This is a genomic window from Phaeobacter sp. CECT 5382 (assembly GCF_001457775.1).
Taxonomy (GTDB): Bacteria; Pseudomonadota; Alphaproteobacteria; order Rhodobacterales; family Rhodobacteraceae; genus Pseudophaeobacter.
The window spans coordinates 1-2,500 of the sequence record NZ_CYSG01000047.1 but is presented as its reverse complement, the minus strand read 5'-3'; the positions used below and the strand labels follow the sequence as shown (position 1 = coordinate 2,500).

The window sequence follows — 2,500 nt, the reverse complement described above, 5'->3', positions numbered from 1 at the left end:
TCATCGCGCGATATGCGGATCGTCACCTGATGCGGTTCTTCCGGGGGGATGCTGCGTTCGCCATCCCGGAGCTATACAAAACTCTGGAACTGGAAAACTATTTCTACGCCATCCGCCTTCGGGCCAATCGCGTTCTTCAGGGCAAGATTGCGCATCTGCTCAAGCGCCCTGTGGGTCGTCCGCCAAAAGGCGTGAAGCGCATCTACGGCGACTTCCAATATCAGGCGGCATCTTGGGACAAACCTCGTCGTGTCATCGCCAAGGTGGAATGGCATCCCAGCGAGTTGTTCCCGCGCGTGGGCTTCGTGGTCACCAACATGCCGATGGAACCCGACTGGATCATCCGCTTCTACAACCAACGCGGCACCGCCGAGCAATACATCAAGGAAGGCAAGCAGGCGATCAACTGGACCCGTTTGTCCTGCAAAGGCATGGCGCAGAACGAGGTGCGGCTGCAACTCCATGCACTGGCTTACAATATCGGTGCCTTCCTACAGGGCACTGATCTACCTGATGAGATAGCCGACTGGTCACTGACAAGCCTGCAGACGCGATTGATCAAGATTGGTGCGAGGGTTGTGCGTCACGCCCGTGCAATCACCTTCCAACTGGCCGAGGTGGCTGTCAGCGGCGATCTGTTCAACCGCATCCTTGCGGCCATACATCGGCTGCGCGCACCGCCGGTTCCCTAATGACAACATCGTTAATCATAAAACCTGAACAAAAGCGGCTCAACCGGTCTATCCATACGGGGGTCGGTCAGACCAATATCCGGATCAACCTCGCCCCCGAGACCGGAAATCGGGCGCAGTTCGCGCGTCAGATGCCCGAACAACGGCACCATGGGTGCAAGAGGCTTGATAGGAGCGCAGAACAGCGGCAAGGTGGGCGGGAGGACGTTCTACTTGGGGAATGTCAGTATACACCTTTCCTCTTCGCAGTAATTGCCAGTATGCTTACCGCAATAGGTTATATCTCAGCAATCGGCTCGCAATCGGATCAGGAAATCACCCTTTTGAACCGGGCCCTCTCGGTTTTGCTCATCTGGCTTGTTGCCGCAATTGTATACCATCAGAAAAAAACTGAAACGACACTGCAACGCAGCGAGGAAACCCTTCGCGCAATTCAAGATGGTACGGTCGACGGCATCATTTCGATTAATATTCGCGGAACCGTAGAAAGCTACAGCCGCGCCTGTGAAACGATCTTTGGTTACACCGCGGACGAGGTTATTGGAAAGAACGTCAAGATGTTGATGCCTGATCCGTATCAGGCAGAACACGACGGGTACCTCAGCAATTTTCGAGAAACTGGTGACAAGAAGATCATCGGAATTGGCCGCGAAGTTCGCGGGATGCGCAAGGACGGCTCTACCTTGCCAATTGATCTGTCCGTCAGCGAGGTAAATGCCAGTGGAGAGCGCGTATTCTGCGGCATTGTCCGAGACATCACAGAACGCAAGCAGGCCGAAGAAGATAGGGAGCAGTTCATCGAGCAACTGGCTCATTCCAACCGTGAACTCGACAATTTTGCCTATGTTGCGTCTCACGATCTCAAGGCGCCGCTGCGGGTTATCGGGAACACCTCGCAATGGCTGGAAGAAGATCTGGGACCGGATTTGAGCGAGGACAGCCGCGAAAACATGGCCCTGCTGCGTAACCGGGTCAAACGGATGGAGCGGCTCCTGGATGATTTGCTGGATTATTCTCGTATTGGACGCACAAACGAAAAGGCCGGTGCGATCAGGATCAGTGGCAAGGAAGTGCTCAACGACGCCATGCTGCTGGCCGATATTCCCGAGGGGTTTTGCGTAACCGTGAGCCCGGTCTTTTCTGAAATTCAGTTAGAGATCATGCCGCTAAAACAGATCTTCGCCAATCTAATTAACAACGCAATCAAACACCATGACAAGACCACTGGAAACATCGACATCGGCGTGACGACGCAGGAAGGCAAATATGTTTTCACGGTTGCCGATGACGGGCCCGGAATTGCTCCGGAGTTTCACGATCAAGTCTTTAAAATGTTCAAAACGCTCAAACCTCGCGACCAGGTTGAGGGCAGTGGCATGGGGCTGGCAATGATTGAAAAGCACATCCATCACTTTGGTGAGGAGATTTCGCTAGCCTCCGATCTGGGACAAGGCTGTACGTTCCGCTTCACTTGGCCAAAGGCGCAGGAGCCTGCCGTACAAGATGCAAGCCCCCCTGTTTCAGAAGAGGACCAATACCAACGCAAACAGGCCTGAAGACTGCAGCAGACGGCCTGCATCAAACGCCCAGAGGATATTGCCACGACCAGAACGGGAAAAACATGTTAGCCCCCCAAACGCAAAATCTGTGAACCGATGCCAAAAACTCAACCGAAGCTCAGCCGTCTTCAGAACCAGACGACAGAGGAGATAGCGGGGGCTTTGTTGCACAAATCGGGTGAGGGATTCATTTTGTGAATCCAGCATGGTAGCTGGAGTATATGAGCAGTTGGGCCCCTACGAAGTACA

At 53.9% G+C, this 2,500-nt stretch carries 3 protein-coding genes; 2 read left to right on the top strand and 1 reads right to left on the bottom strand.

All coding sequences use genetic code 11. The features are described from left to right. Positions 1-692 (top strand): IS1380 family transposase (locus PH5382_RS19265; RefSeq protein WP_156414925.1); only part of this gene is annotated, 692 nt, incomplete at its 5' end. A gap of 11 nt (positions 693-703) precedes the next feature. On the opposite strand, the gene PH5382_RS19915 is transcribed toward PH5382_RS19265, so the two are convergent. Further along, on the bottom strand, positions 704-844 hold the full coding sequence (locus PH5382_RS19915; RefSeq protein ID WP_156414924.1) for a hypothetical protein: 141 nt from the start codon (positions 842-844) through the stop codon (positions 704-706). Between the two features lie 108 nt (positions 845-952). Here PH5382_RS19915 and PH5382_RS19260 point away from each other — a divergent pair, with 108 nt between their 5' ends. Then, positions 953-2,248, top strand: coding sequence for a sensor histidine kinase (locus tag PH5382_RS19260; protein ID WP_082645783.1), 1,296 nt, complete (start codon positions 953-955; stop codon positions 2,246-2,248). Positions 2,249-2,500 lie beyond the last annotated feature (252 nt).